Origin of the sequence: Chryseobacterium sp. LAM-KRS1 (genome assembly GCF_013184525.1) — a bacterium.
GTDB lineage: Bacteria > Bacteroidota > Bacteroidia > Flavobacteriales > Weeksellaceae > Chryseobacterium > Chryseobacterium proteolyticum.
Map to the genome: position 1 here is coordinate 683326 of NZ_JAAOIZ010000004.1, position 25653 is coordinate 708978.

General features: G+C 36.8%; 20 protein-coding genes. 6 read left to right on the top strand and 14 right to left on the bottom strand.

All coding sequences use genetic code 11. The annotated features are described in order from the left end of the window. Positions 1-71: 71 nt before the first annotated feature. From G9C87_RS14225 to G9C87_RS14280, 12 genes are all read right to left on the bottom strand, one after another. Positions 72-2333 (bottom strand): T9SS type B sorting domain-containing protein, encoded by a 2262-nt coding sequence (locus tag G9C87_RS14225; RefSeq protein ID WP_172282265.1) that lies wholly within the window; start codon positions 2331-2333, stop codon positions 72-74. Positions 2334-2453: 120 nt separating this feature from the next. After that, entirely contained in the window at positions 2454-4715 is a 2262-nt protein-coding gene (locus tag G9C87_RS14230; protein ID WP_172282267.1) for a T9SS type B sorting domain-containing protein, read from the bottom strand. A 187-nt stretch (positions 4716-4902) separates the two neighbouring features. Next, on the bottom strand, positions 4903-5379 hold the full coding sequence (rnhA, locus tag G9C87_RS14235; RefSeq protein ID WP_172282269.1) for a ribonuclease HI: 477 nt from the start codon (positions 5377-5379) through the stop codon (positions 4903-4905). A gap of 38 nt (positions 5380-5417) precedes the next feature. Further along, positions 5418-7004, bottom strand: coding sequence for a replicative DNA helicase (gene dnaB / locus G9C87_RS14240; RefSeq protein WP_172282271.1), 1587 nt, complete (start codon positions 7002-7004; stop codon positions 5418-5420). A 157-nt stretch (positions 7005-7161) separates the two neighbouring features. Continuing rightward, positions 7162-9222 carry a gliding motility-associated C-terminal domain-containing protein gene (locus G9C87_RS14245; RefSeq protein WP_172282273.1) on the bottom strand — a complete coding sequence of 687 codons (2061 nt, stop codon included), beginning with the start codon at positions 9220-9222 and terminating at the stop codon, positions 7162-7164. Between the two features lie 113 nt (positions 9223-9335). After that, a complete protein-coding gene (locus G9C87_RS14250) occupies positions 9336-11411 on the bottom strand; it encodes a gliding motility-associated C-terminal domain-containing protein (RefSeq protein ID WP_172282275.1) in 2076 nt (691 codons plus the stop codon). Between the two features lie 25 nt (positions 11412-11436). Next, on the bottom strand, positions 11437-12054 hold the full coding sequence (locus tag G9C87_RS14255) for a hypothetical protein (protein ID WP_172282277.1): 618 nt from the start codon (positions 12052-12054) through the stop codon (positions 11437-11439). 89 nt (positions 12055-12143) lie between these two features. Continuing rightward, on the bottom strand, positions 12144-13379 hold the full coding sequence (locus tag G9C87_RS14260) for an MFS transporter (RefSeq protein WP_172282278.1): 1236 nt from the start codon (positions 13377-13379) through the stop codon (positions 12144-12146). Positions 13380-13471: 92 nt separating this feature from the next. After that, positions 13472-13834 (bottom strand): hypothetical protein, encoded by a 363-nt coding sequence (locus G9C87_RS14265; RefSeq protein ID WP_172282280.1) that lies wholly within the window; start codon positions 13832-13834, stop codon positions 13472-13474. A 69-nt stretch (positions 13835-13903) separates the two neighbouring features. Beyond that, entirely contained in the window at positions 13904-15403 is a 1500-nt protein-coding gene (locus G9C87_RS14270) for a GH3 auxin-responsive promoter family protein (protein WP_172282282.1), read from the bottom strand. A 126-nt stretch (positions 15404-15529) separates the two neighbouring features. After that, positions 15530-15811, bottom strand: coding sequence for a hypothetical protein (locus tag G9C87_RS14275; RefSeq protein WP_172282283.1), 282 nt, complete (start codon positions 15809-15811; stop codon positions 15530-15532). 177 nt (positions 15812-15988) lie between these two features. After that, entirely contained in the window at positions 15989-16381 is a 393-nt protein-coding gene (locus tag G9C87_RS14280) for a hypothetical protein (RefSeq protein ID WP_172282285.1), read from the bottom strand. A gap of 263 nt (positions 16382-16644) precedes the next feature. On the opposite strand from G9C87_RS14280, the gene mfd reads away from it, so the two are divergent. The 6 genes from mfd (at position 16645) to pth (ending at position 24378) form a co-directional block, all read left to right on the top strand. Beyond that, the gene (mfd, locus tag G9C87_RS14285; RefSeq protein WP_172282439.1) at positions 16645-20007 is read left to right on the top strand and encodes a transcription-repair coupling factor; all 3363 of its coding nucleotides are present in this window, start codon (positions 16645-16647) and stop codon (positions 20005-20007) included. A gap of 140 nt (positions 20008-20147) precedes the next feature. After that, on the top strand, positions 20148-20957 hold the full coding sequence (locus G9C87_RS14290) for a hypothetical protein (RefSeq protein WP_228457018.1): 810 nt from the start codon (positions 20148-20150) through the stop codon (positions 20955-20957). A 2-nt stretch (positions 20958-20959) separates the two neighbouring features. Next, the gene (locus G9C87_RS14295; RefSeq protein ID WP_172282289.1) at positions 20960-21775 is read left to right on the top strand and encodes a hypothetical protein; all 816 of its coding nucleotides are present in this window, start codon (positions 20960-20962) and stop codon (positions 21773-21775) included. A gap of 3 nt (positions 21776-21778) precedes the next feature. Further along, the gene (locus tag G9C87_RS14300) at positions 21779-22522 is read left to right on the top strand and encodes a hypothetical protein (protein WP_172282290.1); all 744 of its coding nucleotides are present in this window, start codon (positions 21779-21781) and stop codon (positions 22520-22522) included. Positions 22523-22795: 273 nt separating this feature from the next. Next, positions 22796-23728 carry a hypothetical protein gene (locus G9C87_RS14305; protein WP_172282292.1) on the top strand — a complete coding sequence of 311 codons (933 nt, stop codon included), beginning with the start codon at positions 22796-22798 and terminating at the stop codon, positions 23726-23728. 86 nt (positions 23729-23814) lie between these two features. Then, positions 23815-24378 (top strand): aminoacyl-tRNA hydrolase, encoded by a 564-nt coding sequence (pth, locus tag G9C87_RS14310; RefSeq protein ID WP_172282294.1) that lies wholly within the window; start codon positions 23815-23817, stop codon positions 24376-24378. A gap of 44 nt (positions 24379-24422) precedes the next feature. Here pth and G9C87_RS14315 read toward each other — a convergent pair whose 3' ends face one another. Together G9C87_RS14315 and G9C87_RS14320 are read right to left on the bottom strand one after the other, a co-directional pair. Continuing rightward, a complete protein-coding gene (locus G9C87_RS14315; RefSeq protein WP_172282295.1) occupies positions 24423-24845 on the bottom strand; it encodes a hypothetical protein in 423 nt (140 codons plus the stop codon). A gap of 160 nt (positions 24846-25005) precedes the next feature. Then, positions 25006-25641, bottom strand: a complete 636-nt coding sequence (locus G9C87_RS14320; RefSeq protein ID WP_172282297.1) for a carbonic anhydrase — start codon at positions 25639-25641, stop codon at positions 25006-25008. Between the last annotated feature and the right edge of the window lie 12 nt (positions 25642-25653).

Here is a 25653-nt window from a genome sequence, read left to right on the forward strand (position 1 = left end):
ATTTTTTGGTAAAAAGAATCACTCCGGAAATAGAAGTGATTCTTTATTTTTTATATGGTTGGTTATTTTTATTAATCTCTGTTTTTTACCAGAATCCAGCCGGAATATTTAATCGCTGTATTCTTTTTATCGTTTTCATTCCATGAAACTGAATACCAGTAGCTGCCCGTAGAGACTTTTCTGCCTGCTATTGTTCCGTCCCATTTATATTTATTGGATTTGTCACCCTGGTGAATCTTAGCTCCATACCGGTCATAAATATTAAAGACAAGGTTTTGTTTGTGAGCTAATGCAGAATAATCTATAACGTCATTTACTCCATCTCCGTTTGGCGTAATCACATTGATTATGTTCGGAACAGTTACGCTAATATCTATAGGCTCACAGTCGTAAGCGTCTTTTACATATATGTGGCTTTCTCCCCTCGGAAGATTAGTGAATACATTAGAATCCTGCCAGTTGATATTGTCTAATGAGTATTGGTATGCTGGTGTTCCGCCAATAACATTGACCGTCATTGTGGTGCCAGATATGTCTACATTAGTAATAACAGGTTGTTCGGAAGGGTGGACAGTCACACTCTGAGTAGTGGTGCATTCACCGGTTTTGAGCTGTACCCAATAGACACCAACACCTACATTTGTGATAGCCTGGGTAGTCGCTCCCGTGCTCCACAGGTAAGAAGCGAAGCCTGGGCCGGCATCAAGAGTTGTTTTGTCCTCAATACATATTGTTTTATCTTTTAAAACTGCAGACAGTACAGGTGCTAGTACAACTAATGTAACCTTAGCAACGGAATAACATCCGTTTGCATTATTGGTAACTCTAATATAAGCGACACCGTTAGGGGCGATATAAGCTGCAGGTGTGGTAATTTCATTTGTTCCGTTTAAGGCATCGGTTAATGATGGGTAGTACTTTTTGCTGACGCCAGCTTGTGTCGTTACTGAAGCAGCTGTAAGATTAAATGAAGCTGTTGCCGGACTTGTTTCTATAAAACAGGATCTTAATGTAGTATCATTGACAACCACAACAGGGTTGATGGTGAGTGTAATTTTTGCCACATCTACACAGCCTTGTGGAGTTGTAACTCTTACATATACTGAACCGGCAGGTGATGCATAGGCTGTAGGGTTTACTATTTCGTTAGTTCCCGCATTTAGGTCTGTCAAAGACGGGTAATATTGTTTAGTAACGCCTGGAACAGTAGTAACGGCAGCTGTTGTCAGGTCAAATATTGCGGTTCCTGCATTATTATTGTTGCAGCCTGTTAATGTTACGTCATCCGCAGCAAAAGGAGTAGGATTTAGCTGAATAACCCCATCGCCATTATCACATAAAGTGGAAGAAGGGTCTCTTACTACTACCGTAATTGTTGTGGGTCCGGAATATTGGAAATTTGTAGGATTGGCAATTGGAGTAGAGTTTCCTAAAACATAATAAGTGAAAATATAATTAGCCGGAATATTTACAAATTGCGAATTATATGAGGTTAAATCCACTGTCCCGTTTCCTGTCGCAGGATTAACACAAACAAACGGTGTAACGGTGCTTTGTAAAATGGGAACCTTATCCACAAATATTTTAGCATTTTTTATTGAATGTCTTGCACTGGCTCCCCCTGTGGCTGCTGAAAATCCAAAATATCCTTGAGTCATACCAATTGCTCCTCCTGAGGGGGCAAATGACTGATCCACAATTAAGACTCCGTCGATTCTTACCTTTATAATCCAGCTGGTGGGATTGGCAAGGTCTGTTTCACCATTTACCTCTACATGTTTATAGGTTGAGCCAACAAATGGCTGTGTAGGATTAAGATCAGGAGAATGAAATGTGCTTCCCGGAGTGTTGTTATATTCAATGTTATTGTTAAGGGAGTTGTTGGTTCCGTATAAAATATGAACTTTACTCATTTGTCCCTCTGTAGTATTGTTGAAAATATCAAATCCTACCATTAAGCCCGACGCATTAGCCGGAATTCCAAGGCCTCCTCCTGAAACGAATCCTGTAGGAGGATTAGCTAAATACCAGAAGGTAAATCCATCTCCTCTTCCAAACTGTGCGGTTCCGTTTCCATCAATTCTGAAGTCAAATTCTACCTTCCATTTATCACAATATCTTAAATTAATAGGACTGGCTAATTTTATAGCTCCATATAAGTTTCCCTGATCAGCAGTAAGCTGTATGAAATCAGTATTTACATTTGCACTTGAAACAAGATCCCATCCTGTAGTATTGACGGGATTTCCTGAAAGTTGATAAGTCTGGGATAGAAGATTTCCGGGTAGGTTGATTAAAAGAACAAAAAGGCAGAAGAGTAAAAGTTTTTTCATTTGGAGTGGGTGAAATAAAGAGTTGTTATTTATTCATTTATTTAATTTCGGATGCTTTTCTTTAAAATAGTGATTTGTATTGAAAAGACCACTGCCAATGCTGGAGTGGTCTTTTTTTTGTTAGTCCCTATTTTTAACCAATACCCAGCCGTTATAGTTTGTTTGAGTATTGTTTTTATCATTTTCGTTCCAGGAGATGGTGTACCAATATGTTGCAGTAGGTACTTTTTTACCACTTGCGGTACCATCCCACTTGTAGTTTCTTAATTTGTCAGCTTCGTAAAGCTTATTTCCATATCTGTCATAAACGATGAATACCAGATTCTTTTTATAGGCTAAAGCAGAATAGTCAATATAATCGTTTACATTATCCCCATTTGGAGTGATCGCATTAATCAGGTTCGGAACAGTGATTTGTACATCAATAGGATCACAGTTATATGAATCTTTAACAAATATTTTATGCTCTCCTCTGGATAAACCGGAGAATACATTAGAGCTTTGCCATGTTGTACCGTTTAATGAGAACTGATATGGGGGTGTGCCTCCATTTACATTAATTGTAATCGTGTTATTGGTAATATCAATGCTTGAAATCACCGGTTGAGGTGCAGCTTGTACTTTTACAATCTGACTGGTGAAGCAACTTCCTGTTTTAAGCAGAACCGAATAGATTCCCACCGGAACATTTTGTATGGATTGAGTGGTTGCACCGGTGCTCCATAAATAGCCGTCAAAACCTGGACCTGCATCTAATGTTGCAGTTTCGTCTATACATATTGTCTGATCTTTAAGAACAGTTGATGGAACAGGAGGTAAAACAACAAGGGTAATTTTCACAATGGTGTAACAATTATTTCCATCAATTACTTTTACATAGACTACAGCATTTGTAGATACATATGCTTGCGGATTTACAATTTCATTCGTTCCGCCCATTGCGTCTGCTAAAGTTGTGTAGTATTTTTTTATTGCTCCGGCCAGTGGTGTTACATTGGCAGTGGTCAGGTTAAATAAAGCGGATGTTGTATTGGTGTCAATGAAACAGGAGCGAATAGTATCATCATTAGCGACTACTTCAGGAAGAAATGCCAGCGTTATCTGAGCTGTTCCTGTACAACCTTGTGGTGTTGTCACTTTTACATATACGACTCCCGGAGCAGATATGTAGTTTGAAAAGTTAGTGATTTCATTGGTTCCTGCGTTGAGATCAGCCAGTGTTTTGTAATATTTCTTAACGGCTCCCGGTACTCCCGTTACAGCTGCAGTAGTTAGGTTAAATGTTGCTGTCCCGGCTTTATTGTTGTTACAAGCGGAAATAGTTACATTATTTGCTGTAAAAGGCGCCAGAACCAACTGAATCTTTCCGTCGGGATTATCACAAAGGACACCTGCATTGTCTTTAATAACAACAGAGATTGTTGTATTGGTATTGAATTGATAGTTGGTGGGGTTAGCAATAGGCGTTGAACTCCCTAGTACATAGTATGTAAATGTGTAATTGGCCGGGGTATTCACAAACTGTGAATTAAAGGTTGTAAGATTGACCGTGCCATTTCCTGTTGAAGGATTCGGGCATAAGGATTGGGTAACTGAGTTCTGTAAAATAGATACTTTGTCTGTATAGATTTTTACATTTTTTATGGAACTCCTCACTGAAGCCGCTCCCGTAGAGGCTGAGAATCCAAAGTATCCCACTCCCATTGAAGCTGCAGCACCTGCAGGTGCAAATGATTGATTAATGACTGATGTTCCGTCAATTTTCAGGTTGATAATCCAATTGGCCGGAGTAGCAGGATCCACCTGTCCGGTTACTTCCACATGTTTGTAAGTAGCTCCCACCAAAGGAATGGTAGACGTAAGATCAGGTGAGTGGAAGGAGCTTCCGACAGTATTGAAATACTCGATATTATTTGTGTCAGTAGTATTTTGAACCACACCATAGGCAAGATGAACTTTATTCATCTGTCCCCCTGTAGTATTATTGTAGAGGTCAAAGCCGATCATAAGGCCGATTGCATTTTGCGGAATTCCCAGACCTGAGCCTAACTGGCTGGTTACTGGAGGATTCTGTAGATACCAAAATGCAAAACCGTCTCCTCTTCCCGACGACGTTCCATTACCGTCAAGTCTGAAATCAAACTCGATTCTCCATTTATCACAGTACTTCAGGTTGATAGGATCATTAAGTTTGATTGCTCCTGATTTGTTGGTGAGATCATCAGTCAGCATGACAAAATCTGTGTTAACTACGGCAGAAGGAACAACTGTCCACCCTGTCGTATTCACAGGATTTCCGGTGAGCTGATACGTTTGGGAAAAAAGATTTCCGGATAAACAGGATAAAAGTATAGTGAAATAAAATAGTAGATTTTTATTCATTAATTAGGATGTTTAAAAATTGGACATGTAAATATATTAAATCCTAAGTAATAAATATGTGTTCAGTGTTAATTTTGCAGAAAATATTAATGATTTTTTAATAAAAGTTAATTTGGATAGTAAAATAACTAAATTATTTAACAGAATAATTGAATTTGATAATAGGGTGCTTTTTGATTCTTATTCGTTAAAATAGAGAATTGTTTTCAATATTCTCAAAATAGGTGTCTATTTCTAAATCAGAAGAAGCTGCAGCTGCAACCGCCAGCTTATCACACAGCTCATTTTCAAAATGACCGGCATGTCCTTTGATCCAATGCATTTTAGGAGTATATTGATTATAAAGAATAACAAACCTTTTCCAGAGATCGGGATTCTTCACATTTTTCCACCCTCTTTTTATCCAGCCGGAAATCCAGTTTTGGTTGATCGCGTCTGCTACATATTTGCTGTCTGTAAAAACATGGATATCATTTTCTGTAGACTTTAGCTTTTCCAGAGCCGTAATTACTGCCAGAAGCTCCATCCTGTTATTCGTTGTTTTACGGAATCCTTTAGAAAATGTTTTTTGATAGTTCTTTTCCGGAACACGCATGAGAATTCCATAACCTCCTTTTCCGGGATTTCCACTGCATGCTCCGTCTGTATAAATCTCAATTCTCAAAATTTCAGAAATTGTCTTTTCTTATCAGTTCAACATCATTAAAAAGGGAAGTCGTCATCATCATCAAAATCATTCATAGAAGATCCTGACAATTGGGAGTTGTCCGGAAGATCAAATGCTGCCCCCGGCTGAATGGTTGTTTTTATCTTATCAAAACCACTAGGTTCATTCGAACTAAAACCTGACGGATATCCTGGATTTCCGCCAGTTGCTGCTTCGATATCTCCGAATTTTGCAAAATGTTTAAGGAAAGATAATCGTACATCAGCAGTAGCACCGTTCCTGTGTTTTGCAATAATAAGCTCGGCCTGATTTTCAGTCGAAGTTTCCTGGCCTTCTTCATCATTATCCCAAACCGTGATCTTATAATATTCAGGTCTGAAGATGAAAGATACGATATCAGCATCTTGCTCAATCGCTCCCGATTCTCTAAGATCTGAAAGCTGAGGTCTTTTCCCCGGACGTGTTTCCACACTTCTTGAAAGCTGGGAAAGTGCAATAACAGGGACATTGAGTTCTTTTGCAATTGCTTTTAATGAACGTGAGATCATGGAGATTTCCTGTTCACGGTTTCCTGTTCCTTTTCCACCTCCTCCTGCGGTCATAAGCTGAAGGTAGTCGACCATGATAAGCTTTACACCATGCTGCATTACAAGTCTCCGACATTTTGCCCGGAAATCGAATATAGAAAGTGATGGAGTTTCGTCAATGAAAAGCGGAGCGTTTTCCAGTTCGGATACATTGGAAAACAATCTTTGCCATTCTTCATCATCTAAGGTTCCCTTTCTTAATTTTTCAGAAGAAATTCTGGTTTCAGAAGCAATCATCCTTGTAATAAGCTGAACAGATGCCATCTCGAGAGAGAACAGTACCATTGGGATTTTATATCCTACCGCAATATTTCGAGCCATGGAAAGAAGGAATGCTGTTTTTCCCATCGCAGGACGAGCCGCGATAATAATAAGGTCGGAATTTTGCCAGCCCCCGGTTTCTTTATCCACATCCCTAAATCCTGAGGGTACTCCGGAAAGTCCTTCTTTGTCTTTCAGGGATTTAATTGTATCAATAGCCTGCTTTACTAAAGAATTTGCAGTATCAAAGCCTTTTTTGATGGTCCCGTTGGTGATTTCAAAAAAAGATTGTTCTGCTTTATCCAGCAGCTCAAAAACATCCGTGGATTCTTTATATGAAGAGTCTATAACGTTTGCTGAAACATTAATCAGACTTCTCAAAATATATTTTTCTAGGATAACACGAACGTGATATTCTATGTGAGCTGAGGAGCTTACTCCCATGGTGAGATCAATAATATAATGATCTCCTCCTGCTGAATTTAATTTGTCTTCCTTTTTTAGGTCTTGTATAATAGTCATTAAGTCAACCGGATGGTTGGCTTCATATAATTTCAAAATGGTAGCAAATATCACCTGATGTCTGGGATCATAAAATACCTCCGGAGTAAGAAGGTCGATGGAATGGTCAAGACCTTTTTTATCAATTAAAAAAGTTCCTATAATCAATCTTTCAAAATCCACTGCATTAGGAGGCATTTTTCCATCTGCAATTGACAATTCTTTCGCAAAATTTCCATGCGTAAGAGATGATAATGTTTCTTTCTGCGCCATTGTGCAAAGATAGTTTATTTAAAAAAAAATTAAAAAATAGTAATCAACAAATTATTCTTAAGGGTTATTAAAATACCACCAATAAAAGATAAGCAATGTTAATAAAAAAATCACCTCGATTTTGAGGTGATTTTTTAAATTCTATTTATAATTTCAATTATTCTCTATTTTTTACCAATATCCATCCGCTATAATTCGTTTGAGTATTGTTTTTATCATTTTCATTCCAAGAAATGGTGTACCAATACGTTCCGGTAATCACTTTTTTACCGCCGGTAGTTCCATCCCATTTGTAGCCTCTCAGTTTATCAGCTTCATACAATTTATTTCCATATCGGTCATAAACGATGAATACTAAATTTTTCTTGTATCCTAGCTCAGAGTAATCTACGTAATCATTTACATTATCTCCGTTAGGTGTGATGGCATTAATTAAGTTAGGAACTGTCACTTGAATATCAATCGGAGTACAATCAAAAGAATCCACTACGTATATTTTGTTTTCCCCTCTAGGAAGTCCGGTAAATACGTTAGAATCCTGCCAGTTAGTACCATCCAGTGAGTATTTGTATGGTGGTGTTCCTCCTGAAACATTTACGGTAATTGTATTGTTTGTAATGTCTACACTGCTGATCACTGGTTGTTGGGAAGCTTTTACACTTACTTGCTGTACTGTATAGCAAATTCCTGTTTTAAGTTTTACCCAATAACTTCCTATCGCAACGTTTTGGATAGATTGTGTTGTTGCTCCTGTGCTCCACTCATATCCGTCAAAACCAGGCCCCGCATCCAATGTTGTAGTATCTTCAGGGCAAATTGTAACGTCTTTTAAAACCGCCGATTTTACCGGAGGAAGAACTTTAAGGGTGATTTTAGCAATAGCATAACACATATTTGCGCTGAATACCCTTACATAAACATTTCCATTGGCAGAAACATAAGCCGTAGGATTAGCAATTGGATTGGTTCCGCTTACCGCATCGGCCATGGTTGCATAAAATTTCTTCGTGATGGGTGTCTGGCTTGATACGTTAGCTGTTGTTAAGTCAAATTTTGCTGTTGTAATATTGGTGTCAATATAGCAGGATTCAATTTCTGCATCATTAACCACTACTACCGGAAAGAATTTCAAGGTGATTGCCGAGTCGTCTGAACAGTTTTCAGGCGTTGTTACTTTTACATATACTGTTTTTTCTCCTGAAACGTAAGCGGCAGGATTCATAATCTGGTTGGTTCCTGCATTTAAATCGTTCAATGTAGGATAATATTTTTTTGTCGCGGTACCAGAATATGTATTGGCCAACGTCAGGTTGAATGTCCCTGTCCCCGCACCATTATTATTACAAGCATAAATGGTATCGTCACTTGCCACAATGTTTCCCTGCCTGAATTTAAATTTCCCTGTCTGGAAACAGCCGTTAATCGGATTGTTAGGGTTATTCGGATCTGTATATTTTAATCGGTAGTAGTAGATCGTTGTAGCATCTACCATCGTAGGGCTTGGTAATGGGTTTGATCCCGTTATCGCATCATTTACATTATCATGATAAGTAACGGTAAAATTTGCATTTCCATTTAGAATCCCTGTTGTTAATGAGTTGAAGTCAAATGAAGTTGGCAAGGCACACTTCAGGATTTCATTTGGAGAATCCGGAGTAGGACCAGGTACCCCAGGTGTAATAAATGGATTCGGTGTTACTGCCGGATCATTAAATGCTGAAGTTAAAGTAGCTGTTCCACCCCATGTCATGGAAAAACCATGTGCTGTGTGTGAATAATTATCAACAATCAAATAATAAGTTTCTCCGGCAACTACGTCCATATATGCACTCATAGCCTCATCAGTGTTGGTGCCGGTAAGTGTGAGACTTAAACCAGTTGGTCCGTCTGCAGGAGAATAATTACATCTGATTGGTGGGCTTAAAGCGCCACATGTTTGATTAGGACCATAAACACCAAAGTCATAGTCATCAGAATACTGATTAGGAGTAATAAGGAATGTTAAAGTTCCTGAAGTGGCTATGGTAAAAGAATACCAAACACTATAATGCTCGTCAGTGGCCAAACATCCCATTAAGTCTTCCTGAACATTACCATGACCACTAGGGGTGTAGGAAATATCAGAATTTCCACATACGGGAATTGCAGTGATACAGTCCGACTGTGAAAAATATATTTGATAAGTAAATAAAATAAAAAGAAGTAAGAATTTTCTCATTTTAAAATGAATTTAATGTAACAAAAATAGCGAAAATAACAAGATAATTGGTTTATAGTTCGCTCGAATTAATAAAAACCGCTTTTTTAAGCGGTTTTTATCAAAAAATATGACTATTCTCTGTTTTTTACCATAATCCAACTGGAGAATTTGATAGGTGTATTTTTCTTATCATTTTCGTTCCATGTCACAGAATACCAGTAAGTTCCTGTTGAAACTTTTTTGCTTCCGTTGGTAGTGCCATCCCATTTGTAACCATTCGTTTTGTCAGCCTGGAATATTTTTGCACCGTATCTGTCATAAATACTTAATATCAGGTTTTGCTTTCCTGCCAGTGCAGAATAATCAATCACATCATTCACACCATCATTATTAGGAGTGATCACATTGACTAAATTAGGAACAACCACATTGATGTCAATCGGTTCACAATCATAAGAATCCTTAACATAAATATGATTATCTCCTCTTGGTATATTATTGAATACATTAGAATCTTGCCAGTTGATATTATCCAATGAATATTTATATGGCGGAGTACCTCCGATTACATTTACAGTAATCGTATTTGTTGCTATATCAACATTGGATATAACAGGTTGCTCAGATGCATAAACTGTTACAGTTTGGTTGGTAGTACATTCCCCGGTTTTCAATTGTACTGAATAAGTACCAACAGTTACATTACTGATGGTTTGTGTCGTAGCACCTGTGCTCCATAAATACCCGTCAAATCCAGGTCCTGCATCCAGTGTAGTTGTGTCTTCCATACAGATTATTTTATCTGCAAGGACTGTAGATTTTACAGGAGGTAATACGATCAGATTTACTTTTGCAACAGTATAACAATTATTTGCATTGGTCACTTTGATATAAACCACACCATTCGGTGCAATGTACGGAGATGGCGTAGTGATTTCGTTGGTTCCGTTAACAGCGTCTGTCATGGATGGGTAATACTTTTTAGTAATACCCGGCTGTGTTGTTACTGAAGCGGCTGTAAGATTGAAAGAAGCCGTTGAAGGATTCGATTCAATGAAACAAGATCTAAGGGTAGCCTCATTTACCACGACTACAGGATGGAATGCTAAGGTGATTTTTGCAGTAGTGGTACATCCGAATTGTGAAGTTACCAGAACGAAAACATTACCTCCTGCAGAATTATACTGATATGGATTCGTGATCTCATTGGTGCCTGCATTAAGATCTGTAAGGGTAGGATAGTATTTTTTTGTCACGGTTGGGTCGGCAATTACAGCAGCAGTAGTCAGGTCGAATATAGCAGTACCTGTATTGTTGTTATTACATTCTGTTAATGTGACATCAGTCGCTGTGATAGCTCTTTGTATAAATTTAAATTTACCCGGAATCCTACACCTGTTGATCGCGCCTGAAGGGGCATTTGGATCGGAATAACTAATGGCGTAATAATAAATATCAGTAGTATTGACGGTTATAGGCGTTGTTATCGGATTATTACCTGTAATCGCATCGTTTGCGTTAGTATAATAAGTTACTATGAAGTTTGGGTTATTGTTTATAATTCCTGCAGATAATGAATTAAAATTAAAAACTGCCGGATTTGAACAGATAATAACCTCTCTCGGATCATTAGGTGTTGGTCCTGCGCTTCCTGGCTCCATAAACGGATAAGGTTGGAAAGCATTGTTGAAAGGGGAAACCAAAGTTGCAGTCCCTCCCCATGTTAATACAAAACCATTTGCAGTGGATAAGAAATTATCAACAACCATATAATAGGTTTGGCCAGCAACAACATTCATATAAGAACAGAATGGCGGGCCTCCTCCATTTTCTGATGTTCCAGTTGCGGTCATATTTAAACCGGTGGGGCCATCGGCGCCGGAATAGTTACATCTTATGGGAAACCCAAGATTTGCACAAGTAACATTCGGGCCATAAACAGCCCAGTCGTAATCGTCAGCGAAAACGTTTGGATCGATATTAAATGTCAATGTTCCTGATGTGGCAACCGTAAAAGTATACCAGATGGAATAATGTTCCATGCTTAGACAGTCTCCCAGTACTTCGTGGATGTCTCCAGGTCCTGTAGGGGTGAAAGAAATAGGTGTGTTTCCGCAAACCTGAACATTTCCACCACAGTCAGAGCTGGATTGGGCAAAACTTATCTGAGATATAATTATCAGAAAAATAAGTAGAACTTTTTTCATTTTGATCAGTTTAAAATTTTAATTCTTATTTATTTGAAATTAACTGTCTGCCCCATGTTGGTGCAGCACTGCCCATAGAAGTTTTACTGTCAAATCCGTTTTTTGCTTTTTGCAGTAGTACATCAGCGTCAGCTTGGTTTCCTGATTTTTCTTTTATTCTTGCCTTTAGAATGGCAAGCCTTGGATTGTTTGGAGAGGTAGCCTCAGCTTTTGCAACTGCCTGAGAAACAATTTCCATATCCTTTTGTGTGTCACCTGATGGACTCACCTGCATTTTCTGGAAATATAGCAATCCTAACAGAATATTAGCTTCGGCATTGTCCTGCTGAGCATTAAATGCCCCTTTTGCAAATTTTCTGGCGAGAGCGTTAGCGCCCGGAAGATCTTCATGCATGGTTTGATTTTGCTGAATCTCTGTTTTAAGATACATAGAAACTGCGGCATAATAATAAGCTTGCCATCTGTCATTCTTTTTGTATCCTGTGAATTTGGAAAATTTTTGGAAAAGGTTGTCGTAGTCGGCTTTTGTTTTAGCTGTATTTACTTGTGATATAGATTGTTGGAAGTCTTTTTCTGAGTAGGTTTGGGCGTTTATCCAAAAGCCAGCCAAGAAGAAGCCTGAAATTAGTAGAAATTTTTTCATAAGGGGGGATTTTATACGACAAATATAAAAAATTATTAAATTTTAATTAATGTTTTTAAGTTTTATTTAATATAACGTGGAATATGTGTTTAATATTGCATTTTTCGTAGCTTAGGATTCGTACTTCCGACAAGTAAGGCAATAAGAACCGTCATACTTCCTCCGAATACTACCGAACGGACCACGCCCAGTAGTTTTGCAGATAACCCACTTTCAAATTGTCCCATTTCATTGCTGGACATGATAAAAATTGAATTAACACTGAGTACACGTCCCCTTATATGATCAGGTGTTTTCAATTGTACAATGGTTCCACGAATTACAACGGAAATACCATCCAGCATTCCACTGATCACTAAAAACATAAATGATAACCAGTATATATGAGAGAGTCCGAATCCTATAATACAAAGCCCGAATCCGGTAACCACACCAAGTAATATTTTTCCCTGATTTTTTCTCAGTGGAACAATGGAGAGAATGGTGATGATGCACATAGAGCCAATATCTGAGGCTGCATTAAGAAGCCCGAAACCTTCAGCTCCCACCTTTAATATGTCGGTAGCATAAACCGGGATCATGGCTACGGCACCTCCAAACAGTACGGCGAACATATCCAGACATAATGCTCCTAAGATTTCTTTAGTTTTGAAAATATACGAAATACCTTCCCTCATACTTTCCACAACATTAATATTCCCTTTTTTATATTCAGAAAATTGTTTTTTCAATTGCCAGAAAAATAACGAGGCGATAAAAATGAGCAGGATGATGACCACAAGAGTCCATTTTACGCCAAAAAAACCAATAAGGAAACCTCCTATGGCGTGACCACAAACAGAAGAGATTAGAAATGTAGCTTGATTAAGGGTGACAGCATGAGGAAGATTCTCCTTTTTTACAATCTTAGGAATCATCGAGGGAACGATGGGACCAATAAACGCCCTTGCAATTCCCGTAAAAAAAATCACGCTATAAATAAAATAGGTGATCTGATGCCCGCTAAAATGCATTTCAACATTGAAAAAAGCTGGAATAAGCAGGAGCCCGATGAGAAAAATATAAGCATAGTTGCAAATGAGCAAGAGTCGCTTTTTTTCATTCATATCAATTACATGTCCTGCATATAATGCGCAACTGACAGCCGGAATTACTTCCGAAAGACCAATTAATCCTATTGAGAAAGGATCTTTTGTTAACTGGTACACCCACCACCCCAATAAAGTGGCAAGCATTCTGAAGGCTAAAACAATGAAAAATCTTCCGGTAAGTAGATTTCTGAATTCAATATTTTCTAAGGTTTTTAAGGGAGTAAAGGAAATCATACGCAAAAGTAGCTCTAAATATTTATTTAGAGCTACTGAGAAGTTGATTTTTCAAATGATAAATCAAATGTATTTTGAAAGATAAAATCTATTTAGTCTGCCCTTGAAGCACTCACTACGATGGCCGCAGCCGCAGCTGCACCGATAAGCACTGCTCCTCCTGTTACCCTTGCTCTTGATCTGTCTTTTACGGCAGCAACATTGGATTTTGGAATAATTACTTCTGTACTGTCTTTTTTACCTGCTGTTCCTACGATATTATCACCCTGGATATTACGGAATAACATTTTTTGTTTTTTAGAACCGTCTTTCATAGTGACAATGTATATTCTTCCCGCTTCCAGATTAGAATAATTATTTTTTGAAATATCTTCACTGTACTTTGTAGTAGCACATGAAGAGATTAAAAATAAAGAGGTAAGTAAAGATGATTTTAAAAGTACAGATGCTTTCATTATTTTTATTTAGTTTTTCAAATTTATAATTTTTTTTGAATATTTGTTTTTGGAATTGAAAAAATGTAATTATAATTTGTAAATTTCCAATAAATCAGCAATTTTTCTGTCATTTGCCAATCTTGGTATTTTATTTTGTCCTCCCAGTTTGCCCTGAGATTTTGCATATTCCTGAAATGCATTTTTTTTCAGAAGCGTAATGTGCAGCTTTTGCAAGATGTTTCCTGAAATAAGATCATCATAGTAGGTATTACGTTTGCGAAGCTGATTATCCAGTTCATCCTTGAAAAGTTGAAGGTTTACAGGTTCTTTTTCGAATTCGATCAGCCATTCATGATATGGGAGTCCGTCAATGGGAGTTACCTGCGGAGCCAGATGGAACTCTGTAATCTGAGCGGGAAACTTTTCTAAAGTGGCTTTGATGGCTTCCTCTACTTCGTAAGCTATGACATGTTCTCCAAAAGCGGATGTAAAATGTTTTGTTCGCCCACTTACTAAGATCCGGTGAGGATTTTTGCTGATAAATCGCACAACATCCCCGATAGAGTAAGCCCACAGTCCGGAATTGGTTGTTAATATCAAAGCATAATCCTTATTTAGTTCAATATCCTTTAGTGTTAATCTTCGGGCATCCGGTTTCCCGTATTCCTCTAACGGAATGAATTCATAAAAAATACCATGATGGGTAAGAAGGAGTAGTCCTTCTTTGGTATAGCTATCCTGAAACGCAAAAAAGCCTTCTGAAGCAGGAAAGGTTTGGATGATATCAACCGGTCCGCCCAGAAGATCCTCCATCTTATCACGATACGGCTCATAGTTTACTCCTCCGGTAACAATAAGCTGAAGGTTTGGAAAAAGTTGTTTGATCTTTTTACCATGCTTTTCAGTAAGCTTTTCAAAATACATGATGAGCCATGGCGGAATTCCCGATATCAGGGTCATGTTTTCTTTCTCTGTTTCTTCTACAATTTTATCAACCTTGGTTTCCCAATCTTCAATGATATTCGTTTCCCAGCTTGGGAGACGATTTTTTTGCAGATAGTTAGGAATGTGATGGGCTACAATACCTGAGAGACGTCCTGTCTTTATTCCATACACTTCTTCAAGAACAGGGCTTCCCTGCAGGAAAATCATTTTTCCATTGACGAAATCAGCGTTTTTTTTCTGGGAAATATAATGGAATAATGCACTTTGAGCTGCTGCTACCTGAAAGGGCATCCCTTCTTTTGAAATGGGAATGTATTTTGATCCAGAAGTTGTTCCCGAGGTTTTGGCAAAGTATTGGGGCGTTTCCGGCCAAAGGATATTTGCTTGTCCTTTTTTTACCCGTTCGATGTAAGGCTTTAAATCTTCGTAATCAGATACAGGTACTTTTTTCTGGAAGTCTTGTACTGACTGAATATTTTCGAATTGATGTTCTCTTCCAAAAAGAGTCTTTTTTGCAGTATCAATCAGTGATAAAAGCAATTTTTCCTGATCCTTTTCTGCATTCTTTTTGAATTCTTCGGCTTTTTGGACATGTTTTTTTGCCCAGGCCAGTGCTATATTTTTCTTTAGGAAGCTTAACATGGTTCAAATTTATAAATAACTAAATAATCTGAGAATACTTTTATGGAATATGAAATAAAAAAAACCGATGATAGTCTCATCGGTTCTTCGAAATTTGATTATGAAAATAACAACTATATGTTGAGTTTATTTGTTGGCTTTATACCTTTTATCTGGTGTGCCGTCTTTTTTTAAATGTTTGTTTGCTTTGTATCTTTTATCAGGAGTTCCGTCCTTTTTCATTTTCATTCCATTTGAAGTAGCAGCAGATTTAGTTTCAGTGGCTTTCAATGCTTTTGGCGCTTCCTGAGCTTTCAAAGTTTTCGGAGCCTGCTGAACAGTTTTAGTTGCAGTTGCCGGAGTTGTTTGTTGAGCAGTTGCAAGACCTAATCCTAAGATTAATGACATTGCGGTTAATAATTTTTTCATAGAATTACATTATTTTGGTTTTGTTGAGTAAAGGTATGCAAAAATCGTACAGATAGATCTAGTATATAGAAACTTAACTAAAGTTTATTACAGATTAAAAAAAGATTAAACGATCGCAGATATTAAAAGAAAAAACCTGTTTCTAAAAAGAAACAGGCCTGTTAAAAAAAATAATTATTATCGTGTACAATTGGCTGTCCATGTTTTGCCATCTTTAAGATAAAGGATCTTTAATTCATTATTATCAATCCTTATATAAGAGGTTGCGCTAGAGCCAATCATAACTAAACTATTATCACCTTTTTGCTCAAACTCTATTCCATTAAGAGCAGGAATGTCATTTGAAAATGCAAAATTATACTTTGTACCGCTGGCGATTTTGGTTACAAATACACTACCGTCATTGGTGCTTGTATTTGTTGAACCATCATTATAAGATACGCTTCCTCGGTATGTGCCTGCGAAGAAATCATTGTTTGCGGGATCATCATCCCTGCTACATGATGCTATAGTGACTGCTGCAAAAAATGTCACCATAAAAATGCCCAGAATTTTAATTGCTTTTTTCATAATACTATTTTTAGTGTTGTTATATTCGTATGAATGAAGTTTTCAAACACTGTGCCATGAAGTAAAATGGTTAGTTTTTTAACTTTTAATTAGAGTTTTTAGTAGAAAGATGCTATTTAGATTATCGTTGGTGGATTATTTTGATTTTTAAATAATTTGCTATTTTATTGTGTTGGAAAAAATATAGCTACCTTTGTTCTAAATTAATGAACGGTTTCGGAGAACTTCCGAAATCGATTTTGTCGTTTATACCGTTATTACTTATGCAGTTAAAACCTATTCATGAAAAATTTCTTCCGGATTTATTACAAAAAGAATTTGGCAAAGAAATTTTCACACAACTGGAAGCGAATCAACACATCTCGGTAAAAGGGAATGCAGGATCTTCCACTTCTGTTTTTGTGGCAGAGCTTTTCCTGACCCAAAAGAAGAATATTCTTTACATTATAGATGATAAGGAAGATGCTCTTTATGCTAATACGGAAATGGAGGATCTGTTGGGTAAAGACAAGGTTCTTTATTTTCCTGCCACTCATCTTGAACCCTATCAGGTTGAAAAAACTCAGAATGCAAATCTTGTTTTAAGAACAGAGGTTTTAAATAAAATAAATTCCGGGAAATCTCCAAAAGTAATTGTAGCATATGCCGGAGCTTTATCAGAGAAAGTTCTGAAAAAAGAAGATTTTAAAGCAATTTCACATCATATCAAAGTAGGAGATCAGCTCGATTTTGATTTTGTGGATGAACTGCTTTCCCATTATCAGTTTCAGCAGGCAGATTTTGTATCCGAGCCTGGGGAGTTTTCAGTAAGAGGAGGAATTGTAGATGTTTTTTCTTACTCTAATGAAAAGCCTTATAGAATCACTTTTTTTGGTAACGAGGTAGAAAGCATCAAAACTTTTGACATTGAAACGCAGCTATCGGTAGATAAGATCAAAGAATTTCAGCTTGTTTCAAATATGAACTTTTCGGTTTCTGGCAGCCGGGTTTCCTTACTTCAGCTTCTGCCGAAAGAGAGTTTTGTGATTTCGAGAAATGGAGTGGTAGGATTGCAAAAAATAAGATCATTCTATGAGAAGTCGTTGGAAAAGTATGAATCGTTAAGTAAAGATATTGCTCACAGGACTCCTGACGAATTGTTCATTTCCGATCAGGAGTTTTTATTTGATTACAAGAAGTTCAAAACAATTGATTTCAGCAGTGTTGCTATTGAAGGGCTTAACACTTATGAGATTAGTATAGAGCAAACTTCCCAGCCTTCTTTTCATAAAAATTTTGAATTATTAATTCAGGATCTGGAAGAGAAGCAGAATGACGGTTTCGATACCTGGATTTCGTTTTCAACAGAAAAACAAAGAGAACGACTGGAGTCAATTTTTGAAGAACTTGAACATAAAATGATCTTCAAAAGCTTTAAATCTGAACTTCATGAAGGTTTTGTTGATAATAACCATAAAATATCTGTGTATACCGATCATCAGATATTTGACCGTTATCAAAGATATAAGGCTAAAAATACTTTTGCTAAATCTGAGCAGCTTACCCTCAAGGATCTTATGTCTCTTAAAGTCGGGGATTATATTGCCCATATCGATCATGGGATCGGTAAATTTATGGGATTGGTAAAAGTTAATAATGATGGGAAAATTCAGGAATGTTTTAAACTTACCTATAAAAATGGAGATTTACTTTACGTAAGTATTCATTCACTTCATAAAATATCAAAATATAACGGGCCTGATGGTAAAGAAGTTGTTCTGAGTAAATTAGGATCTCCGGCATGGAAGTCTTTAAAGCAAAAAACAAAAGCAAAAGTAAAGCAGATCGCTTTTGATCTTATCAAACTTTATGCACAAAGAAAAACCGCTCAAGGTTTTGCTTATACCCCGGATTCTTATTTACAGAATGAATTGGAAGCCAGTTTTATTTATGAAGATACTCCGGATCAGGAAAAAGCAACGATTGATGTGAAGGCGGATATGGAGGCTAGTACTGTGATGGATCGTCTGGTATGTGGAGATGTAGGTTTTGGTAAAACAGAAGTTGCAATAAGAGCTGCGTTTAAGGCAGCAACAGATGGCAAACAGGTTGCGGTTTTAGTTCCAACGACAATTCTTGCATTTCAGCATTACAGAAGCTTTAAGGAAAGGCTGAAAGATTTTCCGGTGAATGTTTCATACATCAATAGATTCAGGTCAGCAAAACAAAAATCGGAAGCTTTAGAAGGATTAAAAAATGGTAAAGTAGATATCATCATAGGAACGCATCAGCTTGCCAGCAATAGTGTTAAGTTTAAAGATTTAGGCTTGTTGATTATTGATGAGGAACATAAGTTCGGAGTTTCCGTAAAAGATAAGCTGAAAACGCTTAAAAGCAATGTGGATACACTTACACTGACGGCGACACCTATTCCGAGAACTTTGCAGTTCTCCTTAATGGCTGCAAGAGATTTATCTGTCATCAAAACACCACCGCCTAACAGGCAGCCGGTAGATACTCAGATTATCGGGTTTAATGAAGAGATTCTTCGTGATGCCGTTTCATATGAATTACAAAGAGACGGACAAGTCTATTTTATCAACAACCGGATTGAAAATTTAAAAGATATTGCGGGACTCATCCAGAGATTGGTTCCGGACGCCAGGGTTATTACCGGTCATGGCCAAATGGAAGGGAAGCAGCTGGAGCGGAATGTCCTTGATTTTATGGAGGGCAAATATGATGTACTGGTCTCAACAACTATTGTGGAAAGTGGGGTAGATGTTCCGAATGCCAATACGATATTTATCAATGATGCCCAAAGGTTCGGTATGGCGGATCTCCATCAGATGAGGGGAAGGGTTGGACGAAGTAACAGGAAAGCTTTCTGTTATCTGATTACTCCTCCTTATGATATGATGACTTCTGATGCGAGAAAGAGATTGGAAGCTATTGAACAGTTTTCAGATCTTGGAAGTGGATTCCAGATTGCCATGAAAGATCTGGAAATCCGTGGCGCAGGAGATTTGTTAGGTGCTGAGCAAAGTGGATTTATTAATGAAATGGGATTTGAAACATACCAGAAGCTGATGCAGGAAGCTTTGGAGGAGTTAAAAGATGATGAAGATTTTGAAAACCTATTTGACAATGAAGAGGACAGGCAGAAACTTTTTAAATCTGTAAAGGAAGTGAATATAGATACCGACCTGGAGCTCATGCTTCCTGATTTCTATATCTCTAATACAGAAGAGAGGTTATTGCTGTATCAGAAGATTGCAGAAATTGATAATGAAAAAGATCTTCAGAAATTTGAATCCGAATTGATAGACCGTTTTGGGCCTTTACCGGAGGAAGCTGTTAATCTTTTAAAAAGTGTGTCTTTAAAATGGCTCGCTGCAGACATTGGATTTGAAAAAATAGTTATGAAGAATGGTGTGTTTTTAGGGTATTTTCCAGGTAATCCTCAAGATAAGTTTTATCAGACAGAAAAATTCAGGAACATTATCAATTACCTTACTCAAAATCCTTCGGAGGCTCAATTAAAAGAAAAAATAGGAAAAGAAGGGAATAATTTAATGATGAGAAAAGATAAGGTAAAAAATGTAGATGAAGTAAATATTTTGTTGAGGTCTATATTGCAGCTATAGCCCTGTTTTAAAGATAATTCTACTTTTCGTTACGAAGAATTCTATTAATACATAGGCATATTTCTATGGTATAAATAATTAAACTATAGGGTTTTATATTAAAATTGTGTACCTTTGTGCCGCTTATTATGAAAAAAACTATGTATTACTGCATAGCAGGGCTTTGCTCTGTCTATGCTCACGCGCAGGTGGGAATTGACACTAATTCACCAAATTCGACTCTCGATGTAAACGGGAAAACCACCTTAAGAAAAGAATTAAGAGTGGGAGGTACTCCTACTCAAGTTGGAAATGCCGGACTAAACGGACAAGTTTTAGTTTCGCAGGGAGAAAATCTACCTCCTGTATGGAAATCAATCAACGTATCTTTTATGGAAGAAGGACAGTACAAATTAATTAATTCGTACCTGTCTCTGGATCAAAAAGGAATTACCAGTCTATCTAATGGTGTGGCAGGTGATATGATCTATACCAATGTTGTTGGGGATAATATAACCGATACCAGCAAGGGTAAATGGGTGAAGATTGAAGGCCTTGAAAATAATTTTACAGTTAAAAATCCTAAAAACAGGATTACTTACCAATTCCAGACAGGGATTGAACTGAAAGCTCCCGTGGCTACTACTTCTCAGAATATAAGCTTTACATGCGGAGTATTCAGAGGAGGTAAGCTTGTTGCTGTTCGTCCTGATAAGGTCTCTTCTACAAATAATACAGACAAAGGAGGATTTCAGGACTATATTTTTACACTGAATTACACTGAGCAAAACGTTCCCCTTGGTGCTCAGAAAATTGAAGTGGCTTGTAGAAAAATTGAGTCTTCTGATGTGAACAGCCAATTTTCGATTGGACGTAACATTTCGAATTCCAATACAGTTTCTAATGCCTTTACTTTAGAATCGGATCTAAAGATTGATATTATTGAATACGTAACCTACAAAGCCAACTAATTATGAAAAATATATTATCGCTTCTATTCTTATCAATCGGGCTTTCTGTTTCTGCGCAGATAGGAATAAAAACAGTAACTCCAAGAGCAAAACTTGATGTAAACGGAGATATTAACCTTCGTAATAAACTGGTTGTTTTAAATACAACAGACAATAGCCTCGTTCAGGGGACAAATGGCCAGATATTGGTTTCACAGGGAGAAAATTATCCTCCGATTTGGAAAACACTTAGAATTCCTGAATATGAACCTAATCAGTTTTACCTGATCTTTAATAACTCTTTTTCAGATAGAACAGGTGTTACTTTTACTGGAACTGAGGAATCTTCTACAAGATCTACACGATCTACGAGCTTTGTAAAAGGGAGCGACTTCAGCATTTTTAATAACTTTAAAAAGATCAATGCTTTATCTCAGCCGTTCCAGGTATACAGTACGGATAGTAAAACGTATTTTCAGTTTGAAACTGTAGTTCATACGAATTTCCCTGCTAATGGTGCTACAGATACTTCGATTGATTATGCTTGCGGAATCTTTGTAGATAATAAATTGGTGAACCTAAGACAAGGGAATATTAAAGCCAGTACTGCAAGTAATACCTTTTTAACTCACAATCAAATCGGAATTGCTTCGAATCTTACAAAAGGAACTCATACTGTAAGTGTGGCTTGTTCAAGATTGCAGTCATATAATACGAATAATGCTACTTTGGGAATAGGAATCAACGTGGCAACCAATATCGATAGCTTTATTGCCCAGTCTTCTCTTAAAGTGGACGTTTACGAAATCCCTCAAGTCTTTAACACCATTTTAAATTAAATCATGAAAAAAATATTTTTAATAACATTATTATTAGGTGTTGGTTTGTCTAAAGCTCAAGTGGGAATCAATACTAAAACACCTGTAAACACATTAGATATTAATGGAGATGTCAATGTAAATAAAGAATTGAGAACAGGAGGGACTAATACCGTAAAAGGGAACGCAGGAAATGCTGGAGAGATTTTTCATAACAATTCCGATTTGGTTAGTAACGATTGGAAAAGTATAAAGATTGCAGACGGACAGGGAAGTATGGCTTTGTTTTCCATCAATACGGTTTCTGATAAAGTAGGTGCTACTTTTTCAGGGGCAAACGGTTCTACATCACCTTATGCAGAAAATGCGGCCTTAGATGCTACTTGGACTGTTCTGACAGGAGCTGTTGATACTTTTTCTATTACCAATGCAACGAATAAAGTAGTGTTTACTTTTCAGACAACGACACAAAAAACGGCTAATGCAAATTCTTCAATAAGTTATGCTTGCGGAATTTTTGTGAACAATACGCTTAAGGCTGTGAGGACTGACGTTTTGGTTGGAGGTGATGGTACAAATAAGATTTTCAATCTTAATGCTACACTTACTAACCTTACTCCTCAGAATAACTATAGCGTTAAAGCAGCATGTACTAAAAGAAACCTGAACTCCGGAACTTTAGGAACAGGAAAAGCTGTAAATACAACTTATTTAAATGATGATATGGCACAATCAGTACTTACTACTCAGGTACTGCAACCTTACTAATCATTAATTTTATCGATAAAAAAACAAAAAAACTAAAAGATCCGCTTTTAGTTTTTTTGTTTTATAGCACAACTTACTTATAAGTAAATAGCTCTCCTAAAGATATAGTCTACAGTGAAATATATTTTTTTTACCCAACTTTTCTCTTCAGAATATCTAAAGTACAAGAAAACCTGCTTATTTGATTGTTAGTTTTCTTATAATATAAATAAATATATGCTTTTTGTTTAAAAAAAAATTATATTTGTGAAAAAATAAATAATCCCCTTGGAAATGAAACAACTTTTCTATTTTATTTTACTGTTTGCTGGTTTTTCTTCCATTCATTCGTGTAAAGATCTTATTGATGAAGACGGAAATCCACTTGTTGATTTACATAACAATACCGGACTGACAGGGCCTAGAGCTTTGTATAGAGAAATTACGGATGCTGATACCATTGCAGAGTATCATTACAGTGGGCTGCTTTTATCCCGTGTGCTTACAGATAGTGCTTCTATTACAGATATTATGTATAGCGGAGATAAGGTAAGCAAGATTGATTTCAGAGGTTTTCTTGATTTAGATAATAATGGAAAATTAGATAAGGATAGTGTTTCATATTCTCAGATTTTCACTTATGGTGTATCCGGAAAAATAGATAAGGTATCTGAAAGCCGTTCAGTGTTCAGGAGAACACCTCCGGTTATTCCGGGAGATCCTCCAGGACCTCAAACTCTTTTCAGAAAAACCAAGACTCTTTATAATTTGAAATATGCAGCTTCAACAAGCAAGCTTGACAGTATTATCATGAGATCAGGAGAGGATGTTTCAGGAGTTCCGTTTGTTTACAAAAACTATTCAAGAACTGGATATACTTATTTAGGGGATAATGTAAGTAAAGTAGTAAGACATTATGGCCCGATGAGTAATGACGTATTTGGCGCACCAACAGGTAAACTGGGTTATGATTATGCGAACTTTGACACTCAGATAAGTGCATATACATTGCTTCCTTTTGCTTATAAAATATCTGTGATCCTTTCTACAGAAATGAATGATAAGAGAAGTCTGATCCTATCTCCAAACAGTCCTAAGAGAATGGCGATAACAGATCTTACTACACCTATTCCTGTTCCGGCAGTGTTCAGTACAGATTATCATTACGATCCGCAGACTTACGTAACAAAAGGGTATGGAATAAATTATATCTACAAGCCTTTATAAAATTTTTTTTAACAATAGATCAACTCAATTCTTTAACGGATTGAGTTTTTTTATTTTTTATCCCTTAATTTTGCAAAAAATTTCAAATGAAATATTTAATAGTCGGACTCGGTAACAAGGGTGCGGAATATGAAAATACACGTCATAATATAGGATTCAAGGTTGCAGAAAAAATAGCAGAAAGTCTTGAAGCTTCATTTAATACAACCAATTTCGGATGGATGGCAGAAGGGAAATATAAGGGCAGGAAAGTCTTTATTTTAAAACCGGACACTTATATGAATCTTTCTGGTAATGCTGTAAAATACTGGATGCACAAAGAAAATATCCCTCTGGAAAATATATTAATTATTACGGATGATCTGGTACTTCCTTTCGGGACATTAAGAATGAAAATGAAAGGATCTGATGCGGGACACAACGGTTTAAAAAATATTAATGAAGTTCTGAAGACACAGAATTACGCACGGCTTCGCTTTGGAATTTCTGCGGACTTTACTGAAGGGAGACAGGTAGATTATGTTTTGGGTACGTGGAATGAAGAGGAAAGAGAAAAATTGCCAGAAAGAATTGAACAGTTTTCAAAGGCGTGCCTTTCATTTGTTTTTGCGGGCATTAACAATACAATGTCAGCTTTCAACGGGAAATAAATCAGATTTTATATAAAACAATAAACCTCCGTCAGGAGGTTTTATTATTTAGCAACAACAATATCCTTTACAATTTTCTTTTCAAAAAAATTTCTTTCACTGATGGTAAAACGGTAATTATGCTCCTGTTCAAAAAACTCTATTGGAGTTGTGGGAGAGTTATCGGGCTTCCATTTAATAATTATTGTGGGTGCATGAGCGGAGTTGATATCGCTTTCTGAAAACCTGAATATTGTATTTAACAGAGGACTACCGGGATTTTCATTAATATCTGATTTTGTTTTTTTAGGTTGTAACTGGGAAAGGTCTTTTAGTAGTAGTGAAAAAGGTTTACCAATGTATTTTTCTTTGTTTGTTTCAAATTTTTTAAGATAAGCGAGGGTATCTGTAACTTGCTTTTGTGCTTTTAAAGATCCGCTCAATACTATTAAAATGCCAATCAGAATGAAGTTTACCTGTAGTTTCATAAGTTTGTCTGCAACATTAATTTTACACATCAAATGTAAGGAAAAATTGAGCCTTGAAAATTCTTATGCTTAAAATAAAAGAACCACCGGGTTGCGATGGTTCTTTATTGTGAATTTAAAAATTAATTGATCTAAACTATTACATAGTAATATCTGAATACTATAACCAGGTTACAGCACCTGTTTCAACATCGTAGTTCGCTCCAACGATTTTGATTTTACCTTCATTTTCAAGGTTTCTAAGCGTTGAACTTTGTTTACGGATGTCTTCGATAGCATTTTTTACATTCTGATGATTCAGTCTTTCTAATAATGAACTGTTTTTTGATGAACGTTCTTCATTTTCTTCAATCACTTCATTGATGATCGGATCAAAATGGTTAATCAGGTGGTTCAGGTTATCCATTCCCATTCCTTCGATTTGTGCTGCATCAAGTCCTCCTTTTAAGGCACCACATTTGGTATGCCCTAAAACAACGATAAGTTTGGAACCTGCGACATTACAACCGAACTCCATTGATCCCAGAATATCCTGATTTACAAAGTTACCGGCAATTCTGATGCTGAAAACATCACCCAATCCCTGATCAAAGATTAGCTCTGCTGAGGTACGGCTGTCTATACAGCTTAAAACAACTGCAAAAGGCCACTGTCCTTCACGGGTAGCATTTACCTGTTCCAAAAGGTCTCTGTTAGCCTTTAAGTTGTTTACAAATCTTTGGTTTCCTTCTTTTAAAAACTCTAAAGCTTTTTCGGGAGTAATCGTTGATTGGGTTTCGTACGTATGTGCTTTCATATAATTTAATGG